Raw genomic sequence first — 17,931 nt, forward strand, 5'->3', positions numbered from 1 at the left:
CTAAAAAATATTTTACCTTTATTTCGCAGACATCAAAAACATCCTGCATACAATCGCAATCATCGCCAACTTTAGAGAGACAAAGCCATGAGCACCGATCGCCAAAAATCGTTTACTGCACGCCTGTCACATAACACATTCGCCGTGTGTTTCTATGAGCTTACATTAGAGGCAGTTTCGTTTACCGCAAATTTCAGAGGTAGACCAACTACAGTGCAGGGCGTTAGTGGCTTTGCAGGCCTAAAACCAAGCCAATACCTATGCTTGAACGATAAACTGTACACAAACGAGGGTGACCTCTTTTATTTTCGCTACAGAAATGGCAAATACATCATCTACGTTCGTGAGCAAGGAACGCACTATGGAAAAGTGATAGATCAATCAAATGGTTGGCTATTAGCTGGAGACAACGGAGTATCATTCAACTTGGTAAATCCAAACAATCACAACCAAGTAATGACACTTGATGATTTCCCAGGCGCCACCAGCCAGCAGCTTTGTCTCCAAAGTGAGCGAGGGCTGGTTCAGGACTACGATTACGTAGCATGTGACCACTCATTCTCACACTCCTTTCTTGTTACACATGGAGGAAGAAAATCAATTCCGTTTAACTTTGAGATTGTAGAAACAAACGTACCTTACGTGGGCAACCCAGAAGAGGTTTGATATATTCATTTCATAATCGAGCAACCATGCCGAGCACTTTAAAAAAACCCGCATCAGTGCGGTTTTTTTGATTTGATATCTCGCCCCGCACTAACGACAGGCCAATCTAAACAATGTCATCCATATCTAAACTTTGCGACGGATGCTATGAAATACCGGCCCTAGCTGACGTTACATATAACAAATCACGCAGCCCCTACAAAAAAGCCCGCATCGCTGCGGGCTTCTTTCAAACGCCTAAGACTCAGTTCACCTTAGCGTTCAACTCACCTTTCAAATACCGCTGATACATCGCTTCCAACGAGATCGGCTTGATCTTCGAAGCATTGCCCGCAGTACCAAACGCTTCATAACGTGCGATACACACATCACGCATCGCGGTAACGGTGGCGCCGAAGAATTTACGCGGGTCGAACTCGCTCGGGTTGGTGGCCATCAGGCGACGCATCGCACCGGTAGAAGCCAGGCGCAGGTCGGTGTCGATGTTGACCTTGCGCACGCCGTACTTGATGCCCTCGACGATTTCTTCAACCGGTACGCCGTAGGTTTCTTTGATGTCGCCGCCGTACTGGTTGATGATCGCCAGCCACTCTTGCGGTACCGAGGAAGAGCCGTGCATCACCAGGTGGGTGTTGGGGATGCGCTTGTGGATTTCCTTGATGCGGTCGATGGCCAGCACGTCGCCGGTAGGCGGCTTGGTGAACTTGTAGGCGCCGTGGCTGGTGCCGATGGCGATGGCCAGGGCGTCGACCTGGGTTTTCTTGACGAAGTCGGCGGCTTCTTCCGGGTCGGTCAGCATCTGGCTGTGGTCCAGCACGCCTTCGGCGCCGATGCCGTCTTCTTCGCCGGCCATGCCGGTTTCCAGCGACCCCAGGCAGCCCAGTTCGCCTTCAACCGATACGCCGCAGGCGTGGGCCATGGCCACGGTTTGTTGGGTCACGCGTACGTTGTACTCGTAGTCGGTTGGGGTCTTGCCGTCTTCGCCGAGGGAGCCGTCCATCATTACCGAGCTGAAGCCCAGTTGGATCGAGCGCTGGCACACGTCAGGGCTGGTGCCGTGGTCCTGGTGCATGCACACCGGGATGTGTGGGAATTCTTCGATCGCGGCGAGGATCAGGTGACGCAGGAACGGGGCGCCGGCGTATTTGCGCGCACCGGCCGAAGCCTGGACGATCACTGGGGAGTCGGTCTTGTCAGCGGCTTCCATGATGGCGCGCATCTGCTCAAGGTTGTTGACGTTAAAGGCTGGGACGCCGTAGCCGAACTCGGCTGCGTGGTCCAGCATTTGACGCATGCTGATAAGTGCCATTGTGTTGTCTCTCCCGGTCGAGGGTCGTTAATCGTGCAAGCCTGCCGTAGCGGCGGCTGCTATTCAAGTTATTGCAGTGCTCGGCGCACAACCTCTATGAGATTGGAACCGGATCAATGTGGGAGCGGGCTTGCTCGCGAAAGCGGTGTATCAGTCACCGGATTCGTCAGCTTACCCACCGCATTCGCGAGCAAGCCCGCTCCCACATTTGCTTCTCATCAAATCCAAAATCCTATTGGGCCTTACAGCCCCGCCCAATCAAATCATCCGTCGCCACCCAGTAAACCAGGCCTTCCTCACCCTTGGTGTGAAACGCCAACTGGCCGTCGCTGTACAGCACGCCCGAGGCGGCTACTTCTTGCTTGAGCCGGTAAACCTGGTCCGAACCGCCGAGGCGTACATCCACTTCGGAACGGGCCGGGTTGGCAAAGCGCCAGTTCACCTCGGCCTTGCTGTCGCAGGTCCAGGTGGTCCATTTGTCGGCAGGCGTGGCCTTGTCGAACAGGTTCATGCTGCTGCAGCCGGCCAACAGGGCCAGGGCTGCCAGGGCGAAAACGCCTTTCATTGCCAATCCTCGCAGGGCGGCCTATGGGCCGCCGTTGCTGTCGGTTAGTGGATCAGACCCGTCATGGGCAACCCTGTTCCTGACCGTTGGGCGCGGAGTCGTATTTCTCCAGCCGTTCGTTGCCGATGCGCTTGTTGATCACCGGCATGGTCTCGGCTTGCCAGTCAGCCTGGTAACAGCTTTTTCTCAACGGTGCCTTGGCATTATCCGCCTCGGGCGCCGCGCTGGGTGTGCTGCCGCAGCCGGCCAACAGGCCCGCTGCGATCACCAGTGCCAACGACTTGATCATGGGAACGCTCCTTTTCCTGATCACGCGAGCCTTAACCTTTGGCTCGGGTTTCCAGCACTTCCACGGCTGGCAACACTTTGCCCTCGACGAACTCGAGGAAAGCGCCACCACCGGTAGAAATGTAGGAGATCTGATCAGCCACACCATATTTATCGATAGCCGCCAAAGTATCGCCGCCGCCAGCAATGGAGAACGCCGAGCTTTCAGCGATCGCTTTAGCCAGTACTTTGGTGCCGTTGCCGAATTGGTCGAACTCGAACACGCCCACCGGGCCATTCCACAGGATAGTCTGGGATGCCTTGAGCAGCTCGGCGAAGTTGGCCGCGGTTTGCGGGCCGATGTCCAGGATCATGTCGCCTTCGGCCACGTCAGCGATGAGCTTGACGGTAGCGGCGGCGCTTTCCGCGAATTCCTTGGCAACTACCACGTCTACCGGCAGCGGCACGCTGACCTTGGCGGCGATGGCGCGGGCGGTGTCGAGCAGGTCTGGCTCGTACAGGGACTTGCCCACCGGGTGGCCGGCAGCGGCCAGGAAGGTGTTGGCAATGCCGCCGCCGACGATCAGTTGGTTGCAGATCTGGCTCAGGCTGTTGAGCACGTCCAGCTTGGTGGAGACCTTGGAGCCAGCGACGATAGCGGCCATTGGCTGGGCCGGAGCGCCCAGGGCCTTGCCCAGTGCATCCAGCTCGGCAGCCAACAACGGGCCAGCGGCTGCGACCTTGGCGAACTTGGCCACGCCGTGGGTCGAACCTTCGGCGCGGTGGGCGGTGCCGAACGCGTCCATCACAAACACGTCGCACAGGGCGGCGTATTGCTGGGCCAGTTCGTCGCTGTTCTTTTTCTCGCCCTTGTTGAAGCGCACGTTCTCGAACAGCACGATATCGCCGGCTTTCACGTCCACGCCGCCCAGGTAGTCTGCGACCAATGGCACGTCACGGCCCAGGGCCTTGCTCAGGTACTCAGCGACAGGCTTGAGGCTGTTTTCGGCAGAGAACTCACCTTCGGTCGGGCGACCCAGGTGGGAGCAGACCATCACGGCCGCGCCTTTTTCCAGGGCCAGCTTGATGGTCGGCAGCGAGGCCAGGATTCGCGCATCGCTGGTGACAACACCGTCCTTGACGGGGACGTTGAGGTCTTCGCGAATCAGTACGCGCTTACCTTGCAGATCGAGGTCGGTCATCTTCAACACGGTCATGGGTCGCAGTTCCTGAATTACTGTTGAGGTTGTTTAGAAGCGATGTGCAGATAGTGTTCGGCAACATCCAGCATGCGGTTGGCAAAGCCCCATTCGTTGTCGAACCAGGCCAGGATGTTCACAAGCCTGGGGCCGGAAACGCGGGTCTGGCTGGCATCGACAATCGCCGAGTGCGGGTCATGGTTGAAATCGCAGCTGGCGTGGGGCAACTCGGTGTAGGCCAACAGGCCTTTGAGCGGGCCGCTGGTGGCAGCGTCGCGCAGGATCCGGTTGACCTCGGCCGCGTCAGTGTCGCTCACGGTTTGCATGGTGATATCCAGGCAAGACACGTTCACCGTCGGCACCCGTACGGCTTTGGCCTGGATTCGCCCGGCAAGTTCCGGCAGCAGTCGCTCGATGCCGCGCGCCAGGCCGGTGGACACCGGAATCACTGACTGGAACGCCGAACGGGTGCGGCGCAGGTCTTCGTGGTGATAGGCGTCGATCACCGGCTGGTCGTTCATCGCCGAGTGAATCGTGGTGATCGACACGTAATCCAGGCCGATCGCCTGGTCCAGCAGGCGCAACAACGGCACGCTGCAGTTGGTGGTACACGACGCGTTGGACACCAGCAGCTCATCGCCGGTCAGGCAATCCTGGTTGATGCCGTAGACGATGGTGGCGTCGACATCCGCCTCGCTGGCCATCGGCTGGGAAAACAGCACACGCGGTGCGCCGGCGTCGAGAAAACGCTGGCCATCGGCACGGGTGTGATAGACACCGGAGCATTCCAGCACCAGGTCGACGCCCAGTGCTTTCCAGTCGATGCCTTCGGGGGTGGCACTGCGCAACACTTGCACGCAGTTGCCATTGATATGCAGACAATCGCCTTCAACCCGCACTTCGCCCGGGAAGCGGCCGTGGGTGGAGTCAAAGCGTGTCAGGTATTCGATGCTGGCCATGTCGGCCAAATCATTGATCGCGACAATTTCAAACCCGGCCGCCGCCCCTCGCTCGAACAGAGCACGCAAGACGCAACGACCAATGCGGCCGTAGCCGTTGAGTGCAACTTTGTAGGGACGCGGTTGAGGCATGGGGTTCTCGCATTGTGGGCGACACAAACCACTGTAGGAGCGAGCTTGCTCGCGAAGAACCTGAGAGCGCCGCGTTAAACCAGAAACGCTGCGTTATCGTTAACGATCTTCGCGAGCAAGCTCGCTCCTACAGTAGATGCGGTGACCAGTTGGCCACCGCGTTAGCGCCTTAGTCTTCCAGCAACTCTTCAGCCTGACCCAGGATGTTTTCCAGGGTGAAACCGAACTCTTCGAACAAGGCTGGCGCCGGCGCCGACTCACCGTAGGTGGTCATGCCGATCACGCGGCCTTCCAGGCCCACGTACTTGTACCAGTAGTCGGCGTGGGCCGCTTCGATGGCGATACGCGCGCTGACCTGCAGCGGCAATACCGATTGCTTGTAGCCGGCGTCCTGGGCTTCGAACACGCTGGTGCAGGGCATGGACACAACACGTACGTTGCGGCCTTGGGCAGTCAGCTTGTCGTACGCCTGAACGGTCAGGCCCACTTCGGAACCGGTGGAGATCAGGATCAGCTCCGGCTCGCCGATGCAGTCCTTGAGCACATAACCGCCACGGCTGATGTCGGCGATCTGCGCGTCGGTACGCACCTGGTGTTGCAGGTTCTGACGCGAGAAGATCAGCGCCGAAGGGCCGTCCTTGCGCTCGATGGCGTGCTTCCAGGCCACGGCGGATTCCACCGCGTCGGCTGGGCGCCAGCAATCGAGGTTCGGCGTGGTGCGCAGGCTGGTCAATTGCTCGACCGGCTGGTGCGTCGGGCCGTCTTCGCCCAGGCCGATGGAGTCGTGGGTGTAGACGTGGATCACGCGCTTCTTCATCAGCGCGGCCATACGTACGGCGTTACGTGCGTATTCCATGAACATCAGGAAGGTCGCGCCGTAAGGCACCAGGCCGCCGTGCAGGGATACGCCGTTCATGATGGCGCTCATGCCGAACTCGCGCACGCCGTAGTACATGTAGTTGCCGCTGGCGTCTTCGGCCGAGACACCTTTGCAACCTTTCCACAGGGTCAGGTTGGAACCGGCCAGGTCAGCCGAACCGCCGAGGAACTCAGGCAGCAACGGGCCAAAGGCGTTCAGGGTGTTCTGGCTGGCTTTACGGCTGGCGATGGTCTCGCCCTTGGCCGCGACTTCAGCGATGTAGGCCGAGGCTTTTTCCGAGAAGTCGGCAGGCAAGTCACCGGCCAGGCGGCGTACCAGTTCGTTGGCCAATTCCGGGAATTCGGCGGAGTAGGCCGAGAAACGCTGGTCCCACTCGGCTTCGGCGGCCAGGCCTTTTTCCTTGGCATCCCATTCGGCGTAGATGTCAGCCGGGATTTCGAACGGGCCGTGGTTCCACTTCAACGCTTCGCGGGTCAGGGCGATTTCCGCGTCACCCAGTGGGGCGCCGTGGCAGTCTTCTTTACCTTGCTTGTTCGGCGAGCCGAAACCAATGGTGGTCTTGCAGCAGATCAGGGTTGGCTGCGCGCTCTTGCGAGCGGTGTCGATGGCGGTCTTGATCTCTTCCGGATCGTGGCCGTCGACGTTGCGGATCACCTGCCAGTTGTAGGCTTCGAAACGCTTTGGCGTGTCGTCGGTGAACCAGCCTTCGACTTCGCCGTCGATGGAGATGCCGTTGTCATCGTAGAAGGCAATCAGCTTGCCCAGGCCCAGAGTGCCGGCCAGGGACGCGACTTCGTGGGAAATGCCTTCCATCATGCAGCCATCACCCAGGAATACGTAGGTGTGGTGGTCAACGATGTCGTGGCCAGGGCGGTTGAACTGCGCGCCCAGGACTTTTTCCGCCAGGGCGAAACCAACCGCATTGGCCAGGCCTTGGCCCAGGGGACCGGTGGTGGTCTCGACGCCTGGGGTGTAGCCGAATTCCGGGTGGCCCGGGGTGCGGCTGTGCAGCTGACGGAAGCTCTTGAGGTCGTCGATGGTGACGTCGTAGCCGGTCAGGTGCAGCAGCGAATAAATCAGCATCGAGCCGTGGCCGTTGGACAGCACGAAGCGGTCACGGTCGGCGAAAGACGGGTTGCTCGGGTTGTGTTTCAGGTAGTCACGCCAAAGTACCTCGGCGATATCCGCCATGCCCATCGGGGCACCGGGATGGCCGCTGTTGGCTTTTTGCACGGCATCCATGCTGAGGGCACGAATGGCGTTGGCACGCTCACGACGGCTGGGCATCGCTGATCTCCTGGAGTTTGCTTATAAAGAAACGGAAAAAAGGACCGGCATTTTCCCTCAGCCACCGCCTGCGGGCAATGACAGATAGTCACTTGTGGGCGTTTTTCCTGTGCTTTGGGCACCAATCCCTTGCAGAAACCTTTAACCGGTTCGTCTAAAGGTTATAGCGATGGCTTATAACCGCCACTTATCGATCAATATCAAAACTTTTTGATATTGGCCTTGCGGGGATCTACACCCGTCACTAGACTGCTGGCCTTATGAACCTACCCGTGCCCTCCCTGCGTCCTGACGACGGCGATGAACTGGCTGCCTTGTGCAAGGCCGCTGGCGATCCGTTGCGCTTGAACGTATTGCGCGCACTGGCCAACGATTCTTTCGGGGTACTGGAGCTGGCGCAGATCTTCGCCATCGGCCAGTCCGGCATGAGCCACCATTTGAAGGTGCTGGCCCAGGCCGACCTGGTGGCCACCCGTCGTGAAGGCAATGCGATTTTCTACCGACGCGCCCTGCCCCATACCGAACTGCTTGGCGGCAAATTGCACGCTGCCCTACTCGACGAAGTGGACAACTTATGCCTGCCCGGTGATGTGCAGTCGCGCATCGGCCAGGTGCACGGGCAACGCGCCGCCGCCAGCCAGGATTTTTTCTCACGGGTGGCCGACAAGTTTCGCGCCCAACAGGACCTGATCGCCGGCTTGGCCCAGTACCGCGAAAGCGTACTGGCGCTGTTGGACAAGCTGAGCTTCAGTGAAGAAGCCACGGCCTTGGAAGTCGGCCCTGGCGACGGCGGTTTCCTGCCCGAACTGGCGCGCCGCTTCGAGCAGGTCACGGCGCTGGATAACAGCCCGGCAATGCTTGAACTGGCACGCCAACTCTGTGAGCGCGAAGCCCTGGGCAATGTGCGCCTGCAGTTGGCCGACGCCCTGAGTGACACCGGCCTGCGGGCCGATTGCGTGGTGCTGAACATGGTCTTGCACCATTTCGCCGCACCGGCAGAAGCCCTCAAGCAAATGGCCGGGTTGCTGCACCCCGGCGGTAGCCTGCTGGTTACGGATTTATGCAGCCACAACCAGAATTGGGCCAAGGAGGCCTGCGGTGATCTCTGGCTGGGTTTTGAACAGGACGATCTGGCCCGTTGGGCCACCGCTGCGGGACTCGTTCCCGGGGAAAGCCTCTATGTAGGTTTACGTAATGGTTTCCAGATTCAGGTCCGCCATTTTCAGCGACCGGCTGGCGACACTCACCATCGGTAAATATCAGGAAAACATCGAGATGAGCGAATACTCCCTTTTCACCTCCGAGTCCGTGTCTGAAGGGCATCCGGACAAAATCGCCGACCAGATTTCTGACGCGGTGCTGGACGCTATCATCGCTGAAGACAAGTTCGCCCGTGTGGCGTGCGAGACGCTGGTGAAAACGGGCGTGGCGATCATCGCCGGCGAAGTCACCACCACTGCCTGGGTTGACCTGGAGCAGATCGTACGTGACGTGATCACCGACATTGGCTACAACAGCTCCGACGTTGGCTTTGACGGCGCGACCTGCGGCGTGATGAACATCATCGGCAAGCAATCCCCGGACATCAACCAGGGCGTTGACCGCGCCAAGCCAGAAGACCAGGGCGCGGGCGATCAGGGCCTGATGTTCGGCTACGCCAGCAACGAAACCGACGTGCTGATGCCCGCGCCGATCACCTTCTCGCACCAGCTGGTACAACGCCAGGCCGAGGCGCGCAAATCCGGCGTACTGCCATGGCTGCGCCCGGACGCCAAGTCCCAGGTGACCTGCCGCTACGAAGGCGGCAAAGTGGTGGGCATCGACGCCGTTGTGCTGTCGACCCAGCACAACCCGGACGTGTCCTACGCCGACCTGCGTGAAGGCGTGATGGAGCTGATCGTCAAGCACGTGCTGCCTGCCGAACTGCTGACCAAGGACACCCAGTTCCACATCAACCCGACTGGCCAGTTCATCATCGGTGGCCCGGTGGGCGACTGCGGCCTGACCGGCCGCAAGATCATCGTCGACAGCTACGGCGGCATGGCCCGTCACGGCGGTGGTGCGTTCTCCGGCAAGGACCCGTCCAAGGTTGACCGCTCTGCCGCTTACGCCGGTCGTTATGTGGCCAAGAACATCGTCGCTGCCGGCTTGGCCGAGCGCTGCGAAATCCAGGTGTCCTACGCCATTGGCGTGGCACAGCCTACGTCGATCTCGCTGAATACCTTCGGCACCGGCAAGATCAGCGATGACAAGATCGTCAAGCTGGTGCGTGAGATCTTCGACCTGCGCCCTTACGCGATCACCACCATGCTCGACCTGCTGCACCCGATGTATCAGGAAACCGCAGCCTACGGCCACTTCGGCCGCACCCCTGCGCAGAAGACTGTGGGCGATGACACCTTCAGCACCTTCACTTGGGAAAAAACCGACCGCGCCAACGACCTGCGTACCGCCGCCGGCCTGTAATCGTTCGCGGTAAATAAAGCCCCGCCAGGCCTGCCTGGCGGGGCTTTTTGTTGTCTGCAGGGCCACTTCGGGCTTTTTTGGATCCAAGGCTTGCAGGCCAAATGATGGCCCACTAGAATCCGCGCCCTCTCGGGCCGTTCACCTTACTGGATATTGCACTGCGCCCGCCCGGGATGGATAAGCGCGCAGGCAATCGAACATTGAGGTTTTCATGCGCATTTCCACACTCGCCCCTGCCGCCCTTCTGCTCAGCCTGTTCACCCTGCCAGCCCAGGCCGCTGACCTGAACGCACTGAGCGGCGCCCTGAGTGCCCAGCTCGGTGGCGGCAATGCCGGCGATTGCCAGCAGCAACCCAAAGACCTGCAAGCCAAGATCGACGCGGCCAATGCCAAGAACGATCTGTTAAAAGTGCGGGCGTATGAGGCTGCGCTGGAGCAGGTCAACAAAGCTTGCAACAAACTCGCCGACAGCCAGGCAAAAGTCGACGCCAAGCAGCAAAAGCAGCAGGCCAAGGCTGAAAACAACGACGCGGTGAAGGCCTTGGGCGGCCTGTTCAAGTAAACAGAAATACCCGGTAAAAAGCCCCGCTCGGTCGGGGCTTTTTTGTGGGCGCGTGGATCACTTAGGCTGGGCACCCTTTTCGAGCAAGGATGCTCATGATGCGCGTATTACTGGCTGTTCTCCTAAGCGCCCTGCCGGCCTGGGCCTGGGCCGAAGCCTGCCCCGATGACGTTCACTCACAGTTGGAAACCTTGTCCAGGCAAATCCAGCAGTGGGACGACAGCTACCATCGACAGGGCCAATCGCTGATCAGCGACGAGCTCTACGACCAGGCCCGCACACGCCTGGCGCATTGGCAGGAATGCGCCCGCCAGCAGACACCCAAGGCTGATAACCCACTGGCCAGGGCGCGCGGCACCTTACGTCATCCGATCGCGCACACGGGTTTGCAAAAGATGCCGAGCGAGCCGGCCGTCAGTGACTGGCTCAGCACTCGACAGGATGTCTGGGTGCAACCCAAGGTGGATGGCGTTGCGGTGACCCTGGTGTATCGCCAGGGCCGCTTGCACCAGCTCATCAGTCGGGGCGACGGCCTGCTGGGTCACGACTGGTCGGCCTCCGCCGCCAAGATCCCCGGCATTGTCCAGCAACTGCCCGACGCCGTTGATGTGGTGCTGCAAGGCGAACTCTATTGGCGCCTCGACCACCATGTGCAATCGCTCAAGGGCGGGCTCAATGCCCGCAGCAAAGTGGCCGGCCTGATGAACCGTCGCCAGTTGAACGATGCCGAGGCTGCCGGGATCGGCCTGTTCGTCTGGGCATGGCCCCACGGCCCGACGGACTTCACCGAACGCCTGGCCACCCTGGCGCGCTGGGGTTTCACCGACAGTCAACAGTACAGCCAGCCCGTCGGCACCATCAGCGAAGCCGCGCATTGGCGTACCCATTGGTACAACGCGCCGTTGCCCTTCGCCAGCGATGGCGTGGTGCTGCACCAGGCTGCGCGAGCGCCCGCCGAGCGCTGGCAAGCCAGTGCGCCTTACTGGTCGGTTGCTTGGAAGTACCCGGCCATCAAGGCACTGGCACTGGTGCGCAAGGTGCAGTTCAGGGTGGGGCGCACCGGGCGGATTACCCCAATCCTCGAACTGGAGCCCGTACGGCTGGATGATCGGCAGATCAGCCGGGTTAGCGTCAGCTCGCTCAAGCGCTGGCAAGCCCTGGATATCCGCCCCGGCGATCATGTGTCGATCAGCCTGGCGGGCCAGGTGATACCGCGACTGGACGAAGTCATCCTGCGCAACAAGACACGCGTGGACGTGCAGGTCCCCGACCCTCAAGACTTCCACGCCTTGAGCTGCTGGCAACTGGACCCCGGCTGCGAAGATCAACTGCTCGCCCGCCTCACCTGGTTGAGCGGCAAACACGGCCTGGCCTTGCCCCATATGGGCCGTGAAACCTGGAACGTATTGATCCAGGCGGGTCTAATCGCAGGCTTTCTCGATTGGTTAACCCTGGATGCGGCCGAGCTTGCTACCATTGAGGGCTTAGGCGAGCGTACCCGTGCACGGATGCTCGACAGTATTCAAAGCGCCCGGCAACGCCCTTTTTTACAATGGCTCTGCGCCTTGGGCATACCGCCAGCGGCGCGCAACAACCTGGAAGGCAACTGGCAGACGCTGGTCGCCAAAGACACCCAAGCCTGGCTGGCCTCAGATGGCATCGGCCCGGGACGCGCGGCGCAACTCAGCGCTTTTTTTCGCGACCCGCAGGTACAAGCCATGGCTGAAACATTACGCGCAGCCGGGGTAGATGGGTTTTGAACACCACCCGACCACCTGATTGCGAACCTGGAGCTTTATATGAAATTTCTCGCCCCCTTTGCCTTGCTGACCCTCGCAGGCTTCATGAGCACGCCACTGTTGGCCGCCGAAGACGCGCAACCCCTCACAGGCTGCGCCGCCAAACGCCAGGCCATCAGCAGCCAGATCGAACAGGCCAAGGCCCACGGCAACAGCTACCAACAGGCCGGCCTGGAAAAAGCCCTGGCCGAAGTCACCGCCAACTGCACCGATGCCGGCTTGAAGAAAGAACGTGAAAACAAGGTGCTCGACGCCAAGCATGATGTCAGCCGCCGTCAGGCCGACCTCGACAAGGCCATGAAAAAAGGTGACCCGGACAAGATCAACAAGCGCAAGGAGAAGCTGGCCGAAGCGCGCAAAGAGCTGCAAGACGCGGTGGAAGAACTCGACCAGTAAAACCGATCAATGATCGCGGAACTGTTTATGGCAAGCGCTGCAGGCATCTTCAACTTTTTGCACCGCAGGCTGAAGGTTGCTGGCTTTATAAGGCTGCACCTGGCTGGCGATCACCAATTCACCGGTGGCCGCCTCAAGGTCGCGGGCCAGTTGCTGGAACTGCGCCTGTTTTTGCCACACATCATCTTTGGCACTGGTGTGGTCTTCTTCGCGCACGCTCGGGAAATGTTTCCACGGCTCATGGGACAACGCATCCAGCTTGACCGCACCCTCGGCGAACTTGGCGCCATCGAATGGGATACGCCCGCGCAGCATGCCGCCCAGGTCTTCACCGGTCTTGAGCATCTGCTTGAAGATCGCCTTGCGCTGGCCCAAGGGAGAATTGGGGTCAACACCGCCACAGGCAGACACCGCCAGGCAGGCCAGCAATACAACAGTCAATTTTTTTAACATCATCATGGCTTCAAGGTCACGGGAAACGGCGGCCAGTATCCTCGCACCGCCTACAAAGACCAATAGCCCTATTAATAATAAGGGTTGCCCGGATGCAGTGAAGCACGGGCAATCGTTTCAGGAACTACCTACATGAATGTCATCTTCAAACCCTGGGGCCGGCGCCTGGCGTGGGCTCTGCCGATGTTCGCGCTACTGGCCGGCTGCGATGGCGGTAAAGACACCGGCAAAGAAGTTGCCCAGGAGCCAACCAAGCCTCACGCCGTTGCCACCTATGTGAGCGCACCGTGGGAAGCCCTGCCGAGCGTTTCCGACAGCGACTTGCTCGCCGGGTTTGAATCCTGGCGCAGCGCCTGCCAGCGCCTCAAGGCCGACCCGATCTGGGGCGCGACCTGTGCAGCCGCGGCCAGCGTACCGGGCGATGCCGTGGCGGTTCGCGGCTTTCTCAAGGAACACCTGGATGTCTTCGGCCTGCGCTCGGCCGACAACACGCCAAACGGCTTGATCACGGGTTATTACGAGCCGGTCTACCCCGGCAGCCTGACCAAGACCGCCACCGCCCATGTGCCGGTATACGGCGTGCCGGATGACCTGATCATCGTCAACCTCGAGAGCATCTACCCGGAACTCAAGGGCAAGCGCCTGCGCGGGCGCCTGGAAGGTCGCGTGCTCAAGCCGTATGACGATGCCAGCACCCTCAACAGCCAAGGTTCCACTGCCAAGCCGATCGCCTGGCTGACCGACCCGATGGACCTGCAATTCCTGCAGATCCAGGGCTCGGGGCGTATCCAACTGGCCGGCGGGCGTCAACTGCGTGTGGGTTACGGCGACCAGAACGGCTACCCGTACCGCCCTATCGGCCGTTGGCTGGTGGAGCAAGGCGAGCTGAAAAAAGAAGACGTGACCATGGGCGCCATCAGCGCCTGGGCCAAGGCCCACCCGCAGCGCATTCCAGACCTGCTGGCGAGCAACCCCAGCTACGTATTCTTCAGTGCCCGCCCCGACAGCAACGAAGGCCCGCGCGGCTCGCTGAACGTGCCATTGACCGCCGGCTACAGTGTGGCGGTGGATCGCAAGGTGATTCCGCTGGGCAGCCTGTTGTGGTTGTCGACCACCAAGCCAGACGGCACGCCACTGGCACGCCCCGTCGCAGCCCAGGATACCGGCGGCGCAATCACCGGCGAAGTGCGCGCAGATTTGTTCTGGGGCACAGGCAATGCCGCAGGCGAGTTGGCGGGAAATATGAAACAGCAAGGGCAGATCTGGATGCTGTGGCCCAAAGGTGCGGCATTGCCCCAGGTGCCGGATGCGCCTGCCGGAACCTGACAACCGCTAGTAATCAATGTGGGAGGGACTTGCCCTAATTCCATGTAGGAGCGAGCTTGCTCGCGAAAAACGCACAGGCGCCGCGCTTACTCAGCAAGCACGCGTAATCGTTGACGTTCTTCGCGAGCAAGCTCGCTCCTACAGTCGGGTTTGCCGCCCCCCACTTACATCGAAACGAAGAAGAAACTCGCAATCAGCGCCATACCCACTGCCCACACCAGCGAACGCAAGATCGCCCAGTCTGCCAGGTAGCAGATGATGTACAGCAGGCGGCTGGTGATAAACAGCACTGCCAGCACGTTGATCGTCACCAGGTCGGCGTTGCCGGCCAGGTGCGCAACGATCACTGCGGCGGCAAACGCCGGTGTCACTTCGAAACTGTTGAGTTGCGCGCTATGCGCACGCTTGGCGACGCCTTCCAGGCTATCGAGGAAGGCGCGCGGGTCGTGGTTATCCCGTGGCCCGAACTTGCCTGTACTGAACTTGGCCACACCGGTGCAAATGTACGGCAGAAAAATTGCGATCAACACACACCATAAAGCGACTGTCATCACCGATTCCTTTTAGTTTTATCCGACGGTTAGAGTTTCATCACCAACATGCCAATCAACACCAACCCACAGGCTATGAGCCGTGGACGGCCAAAAGGTTCTTTCAAGTAACGCATGCCGAACAGCACCACCAGGATCACACTGACTTCGCGCAGCGCGGCGGCTTCGGCAATCGAGCCCAACTGCATGGCCCAAAGTACCAAAGCGTAGCTCAACAATACGCACAGCCCCACGCTCAAGCCCAACCGCCACTGGGTGCGCCAGAACAGGCTGAAGGCTGCACGCTTGCGCACCAGCGCCAGCAACGGAAACGGCCACGCACTGACCAGCGTCAGCCACACCAGGTAATCCAGCGGATGCGACCAGCGCCGTAGCGCCTGCCCATCCAGAAAGGTGTAGGAGCCGATGCACAGGCCGATCAGCAACACCACCGGCAGCATCGACCAGGGCAACCGGTCACCGCCGCCGCCCTGCCACAACAGGCATACCATGCCGAACGGGATCAGCAGGATCCCCAGAATCTGCTGGGTGCTCAACACTTCGCCAGCAAACACCAGCGTCAGCACCAGCACCACCAGCGGCGACAAACCGCGCATCAACGGATACACCAGGCCCAGGTCCCCCACCCGATAGGCCTGGATCAACAAATAGCGATAGAGCAATTCAAACAGCGCCGAGGCCGCGATCCACGGCCAAATGTCCAGCGGCGGCAAGGACACGAACCCCACCGCCACTACCACGAACAGCAGCGCCACGCTGTCCATGCAGGCGATGACCAAAAGGCGCTCGCCACTGAACTTGATCAAGGTGTTCCACGTCGCATGCAACAGCGCCGCTACCAGCACCAGAGCTGTCGCTACCACCCGAACCTCCTTAATTGATACGTCATGTAACAGCACCTGTTTATACTAACCACCGATTCGACGCACCCCGTGCGCCTATATTTCCCTGCTCCAAGGACCCCGGATGCTTGAACTTGTCGCCGCCTTCATCTGCCTCACCACCCTGCTCACTTATGTGAACTTCCGCTTTATCGGCCTGCCGCCCACCATCGGCGTGATGGTCACTGCACTGCTGTTCTCGCTGATCCTGCAAGGCCTGAGCGTGCTCGGCTACCCAGGTTTAGAGGAACGCGTCCAACAGCTGATCGGCCAGATCGACTTTGGCGATTTGCTGATGAACTGGATGCTGTCGTTCCTGCTGTTCGCCGGCGCCTTGCACGTCAACTTGAACGACCTGCGCAGCTACCGCTGGCCCATCGGCCTGCTGGCAACCTTTGGCGTGTTGATCGCCACCGTGGTGATCGGCAGCCTGGCGTACTACATCTTCGCCCTGTTTGGCTGGCACGTGAGTTTCCTTTACTGCCTGCTATTCGGCGCGCTGATCTCCCCCACCGACCCCATTGCGGTGCTCGGCGTGCTGCGGACCGCCAATGCCTCCAAACCGCTGAAAACCACCATCGTCGGCGAGTCGCTGTTCAATGACGGCACCGCCGTGGTGGTGTTTACCGTGCTGCTGGGCATCGCGCAGTTGGGTGAAACGCCCACCGTCGGCGCCACGGCCATGCTGTTTGCCCACGAAGCCATTGGCGGCGTGCTGTTTGGCGGGCTGATCGGCTACCTCGTGTACCTGATGATCAAGAGCATCAAACAGCACCAGATCGAAGTCATGCTGACCCTCGCCCTGGTGATCGGCGGCTCGGCCATGGCTTCGGAACTGCATGTGTCCGCACCGATTGCGATGGTGGTCGCGGGGCTGATCATCGGCAACCTGGGGCGCAAGCTGGCGATGAACGACATGACGCGTCGCTATCTGGATGGTTTCTGGGAACTGCTCGATGACATGCTCAACGCGCTGCTGTTTGCGCTGATCGGCATGGAGCTGCTGCTATTGCCATTCAACTGGCTGCACGTGTTCGCGGCCAGCCTGCTGGCGGTGGCGATCCTGCTCTCGCGCCTGCTGACCGTGGCCCCGGCGATCCTGTTGCTGCGCCGTTGGCGCTCGGTGCCACGCGGCACAATCCGCATCCTCACCTGGGGCGGCCTGCGTGGCGGCGTCTCGGTGGCACTGGCCTTGGCCCTGCCCTTGGGCCCGGAGCGCGACTTGTTGCTGAGCATCACCTACATCGTGGTGCTGTCTTCGATCCTGTTGCAGGGGTTGACGATTGGTCGCGTTGTCAGCCGTGTCACTGCGCCGCAGTAACCGCGCCGCGCAACACGTCAAGCAGATGCCGCATCGCCAACGGGCGGCGCGGTGTCGAGCTGTACATGACCACCATCTCGCGTGCATAGCACAGCCGGTCGCCGGCCGGTAACACACGGATGCCGTTGCAGGGCATGCCCGCCCACTGCGGCACCAGCGATACTCCCATCCCCTGGGCGACCAGCATCAGGATAGTTTCCAGCGCATCCAGCTCACATAACACCTCGGGCTCGAAGGACTGTTCATCGAGAAAGCGCTGGGCGATCTGCCCACCCCAGGAGCGAGCGTCATAGCGGATAAACGGGCATTCGCGTAACAAGGCTGCCAGTGACTGCGCACCCCACTCGGCGGGCGCAATCAGAATCAAGGGTTCGGCACGCAGCAAAGCCATCGACAAGGCTTTGGGCGGTTGAAAGGGCGGTCGCACCAGTATCGCTGCATCCAATTCCTGGTTGAGCAACTTCTCATAGAGGCTTCTGGAATCGCCGGGTGTGATCTTCAGCCTCAACTTGGGTGCCGACACTGTCAGCCGCTCGATCAGTCCGGGCAAGACGCCGGTCAGCGCCGTGGAAATGGCCCCAATGTTAATCTCCCCCGATAACTCGTCCTGGCTCAGGTGCTCCTGCAACTGGCGCGCCTGTTCAATGACGGCCTGGATTCTGGGCAAAAGCAGCAAGCATTGGTCCGAAGGCCACGCGGCATGTGCGGTGCGCATGAGCAGCGTACAACCCAGCGTGCGCTCAAGCGCCTTGACCCGCTGGCTGATCGCCGCCGCACTGCGGTTTTCACGCCGTGCAGCAGCGGCTATGGACCCGGTTTCAATGACAGCGACCAGGCTCCTCAGGAATCGAACATCCATAAGTTTTCCTTTCGCTCAGACCAAGGCAAACCCGTTTTACCCTGGCGGCACCG

The 17,931-nt window shown here is 60.4% G+C and carries 18 protein-coding genes; 8 read left to right on the plus strand and 10 right to left on the minus strand.

Features of this window, described 5'->3' with window-relative positions; all coding sequences use genetic code 11:
- Nucleotides 1-87 precede the first annotated feature (87 nt).
- Nucleotides 88-666, plus strand: a complete 579-nt coding sequence (locus tag ACWHXD_RS29025; protein WP_138183513.1) for a hypothetical protein — start codon at nucleotides 88-90, stop codon at nucleotides 664-666.
- Between the two features lie 244 nt (nucleotides 667-910).
- Here the strand turns inward: ACWHXD_RS29025 and fba are convergent, their stop codons facing one another.
- From fba to tkt, 6 genes are all read right to left on the minus strand, one after another.
- The gene (gene fba / locus ACWHXD_RS29030) at nucleotides 911-1,975 is read right to left on the minus strand and encodes a class II fructose-bisphosphate aldolase (protein WP_003177554.1); all 1,065 of its coding nucleotides are present in this window, start codon (nucleotides 1,973-1,975) and stop codon (nucleotides 911-913) included.
- 232 nt (nucleotides 1,976-2,207) lie between these two features.
- Nucleotides 2,208-2,540, minus strand: coding sequence for an MliC family protein (locus tag ACWHXD_RS29035; protein WP_032894907.1), 333 nt, complete (start codon nucleotides 2,538-2,540; stop codon nucleotides 2,208-2,210).
- Nucleotides 2,541-2,601: 61 nt separating this feature from the next.
- Nucleotides 2,602-2,829, minus strand: a complete 228-nt coding sequence (locus ACWHXD_RS29040) for a hypothetical protein (protein ID WP_003194953.1) — start codon at nucleotides 2,827-2,829, stop codon at nucleotides 2,602-2,604.
- Nucleotides 2,830-2,860: 31 nt separating this feature from the next.
- The gene (locus tag ACWHXD_RS29045; protein ID WP_138762885.1) at nucleotides 2,861-4,024 is read right to left on the minus strand and encodes a phosphoglycerate kinase; all 1,164 of its coding nucleotides are present in this window, start codon (nucleotides 4,022-4,024) and stop codon (nucleotides 2,861-2,863) included.
- A 17-nt stretch (nucleotides 4,025-4,041) separates the two neighbouring features.
- Nucleotides 4,042-5,097, minus strand: coding sequence for an erythrose-4-phosphate dehydrogenase (gene epd, locus ACWHXD_RS29050; protein WP_003194958.1), 1,056 nt, complete (start codon nucleotides 5,095-5,097; stop codon nucleotides 4,042-4,044).
- A gap of 169 nt (nucleotides 5,098-5,266) precedes the next feature.
- Nucleotides 5,267-7,264, minus strand: coding sequence for a transketolase (gene tkt / locus ACWHXD_RS29055; protein WP_034133964.1), 1,998 nt, complete (start codon nucleotides 7,262-7,264; stop codon nucleotides 5,267-5,269).
- 260 nt (nucleotides 7,265-7,524) lie between these two features.
- Between tkt and ACWHXD_RS29060 the strand changes: the two genes are divergently transcribed.
- From ACWHXD_RS29060 to ACWHXD_RS29080, 5 genes are all read left to right on the plus strand, one after another.
- Nucleotides 7,525-8,520, plus strand: coding sequence for an ArsR/SmtB family transcription factor (locus ACWHXD_RS29060; protein WP_003194962.1), 996 nt, complete (start codon nucleotides 7,525-7,527; stop codon nucleotides 8,518-8,520).
- A 19-nt stretch (nucleotides 8,521-8,539) separates the two neighbouring features.
- Nucleotides 8,540-9,730, plus strand: coding sequence for a methionine adenosyltransferase (metK, locus tag ACWHXD_RS29065; protein WP_003194964.1), 1,191 nt, complete (start codon nucleotides 8,540-8,542; stop codon nucleotides 9,728-9,730).
- Between the two features lie 211 nt (nucleotides 9,731-9,941).
- Nucleotides 9,942-10,292 carry a DUF1090 family protein gene (locus ACWHXD_RS29070; RefSeq protein ID WP_032894904.1) on the plus strand — a complete coding sequence of 117 codons (351 nt, stop codon included), beginning with the start codon at nucleotides 9,942-9,944 and terminating at the stop codon, nucleotides 10,290-10,292.
- 95 nt (nucleotides 10,293-10,387) lie between these two features.
- Nucleotides 10,388-12,052, plus strand: a complete 1,665-nt coding sequence (gene ligB / locus ACWHXD_RS29075) for an NAD-dependent DNA ligase LigB (RefSeq protein ID WP_192901659.1) — start codon at nucleotides 10,388-10,390, stop codon at nucleotides 12,050-12,052.
- A 39-nt stretch (nucleotides 12,053-12,091) separates the two neighbouring features.
- Nucleotides 12,092-12,487, plus strand: a complete 396-nt coding sequence (locus tag ACWHXD_RS29080; RefSeq protein ID WP_032894900.1) for a DUF1090 domain-containing protein — start codon at nucleotides 12,092-12,094, stop codon at nucleotides 12,485-12,487.
- A 6-nt stretch (nucleotides 12,488-12,493) separates the two neighbouring features.
- Here ACWHXD_RS29080 and ACWHXD_RS29085 read toward each other — a convergent pair whose 3' ends face one another.
- A complete protein-coding gene (locus tag ACWHXD_RS29085; RefSeq protein ID WP_003194972.1) occupies nucleotides 12,494-12,943 on the minus strand; it encodes a c-type cytochrome in 450 nt (149 codons plus the stop codon).
- Between the two features lie 129 nt (nucleotides 12,944-13,072).
- Between ACWHXD_RS29085 and mltA the strand changes: the two genes are divergently transcribed.
- On the plus strand, nucleotides 13,073-14,266 hold the full coding sequence (gene mltA / locus ACWHXD_RS29090) for a murein transglycosylase A (RefSeq protein ID WP_138762887.1): 1,194 nt from the start codon (nucleotides 13,073-13,075) through the stop codon (nucleotides 14,264-14,266).
- 164 nt (nucleotides 14,267-14,430) lie between these two features.
- Here mltA and ACWHXD_RS29095 read toward each other — a convergent pair whose 3' ends face one another.
- Nucleotides 14,431-14,817: an MAPEG family protein gene (locus ACWHXD_RS29095; protein ID WP_003194977.1), complete on the minus strand. Its 387-nt coding sequence runs from the start codon at nucleotides 14,815-14,817 to the stop codon at nucleotides 14,431-14,433.
- Between the two features lie 29 nt (nucleotides 14,818-14,846).
- Nucleotides 14,847-15,680, minus strand: coding sequence for an EamA family transporter (locus ACWHXD_RS29100; RefSeq protein WP_032894898.1), 834 nt, complete (start codon nucleotides 15,678-15,680; stop codon nucleotides 14,847-14,849).
- Nucleotides 15,681-15,783: 103 nt separating this feature from the next.
- Between ACWHXD_RS29100 and ACWHXD_RS29105 the strand changes: the two genes are divergently transcribed.
- Nucleotides 15,784-17,019: a cation:proton antiporter gene (locus ACWHXD_RS29105; protein ID WP_138762888.1), complete on the plus strand. Its 1,236-nt coding sequence runs from the start codon at nucleotides 15,784-15,786 to the stop codon at nucleotides 17,017-17,019.
- On the opposite strand, the gene ACWHXD_RS29110 is transcribed toward ACWHXD_RS29105, so the two are convergent.
- Nucleotides 17,003-17,878: a LysR family transcriptional regulator gene (locus tag ACWHXD_RS29110; protein ID WP_138762889.1), complete on the minus strand. Its 876-nt coding sequence runs from the start codon at nucleotides 17,876-17,878 to the stop codon at nucleotides 17,003-17,005. The two genes, ACWHXD_RS29105 and ACWHXD_RS29110, sit on opposite strands and share 17 nt — an antisense overlap.
- Nucleotides 17,879-17,931 lie beyond the last annotated feature (53 nt).

It is taken from the genome of Pseudomonas fjordensis, assembly GCF_976987115.1.